The organism is Martelella sp. FLE1502 (genome assembly GCF_053484255.1).
The window spans coordinates 1-255 of sequence record NZ_JBAKFQ010000077.1 but is presented as its reverse complement, the minus strand read 5'-3'; the positions used below and the strand labels follow the sequence as shown (position 1 = coordinate 255).

1 protein-coding gene is annotated in these 255 nt (G+C 54.1%); it reads right to left on the bottom strand.

Translation table 11 applies throughout. The features are described 5' to 3' along the window. The coding region (locus V6767_RS22745; RefSeq protein ID WP_448475516.1) for a rhodanese-like domain-containing protein at positions 1 to 230 on the bottom strand (230 nt) is incomplete at its 3' end. Positions 231 to 255: the final 25 nt, after the last annotated feature.

The following is a 255-nucleotide window of genomic DNA, read 5'->3' as shown; positions in this document are numbered from 1 at the left end:
TCGTAGGGAATGTTCAATGCATCGACGATATGGCCGGCATCGAACTCCTTCTTGACGCGCACGTCCAACACGACGCCCTCGCCACTGTTGACCAGCGCCGTCAGTTCACGATTGCTCAGGCTCTTGCCACCCTTGCGTGTCTCGGTGATGAACAGAAGGATCAACAGCGCCACGAACAGGCTGCTGAGTACATAGTGGTTAGAGACAAATTCAATCAGGTTAGCGAGCATCAACGGGTACCCGGGCGATAAAATG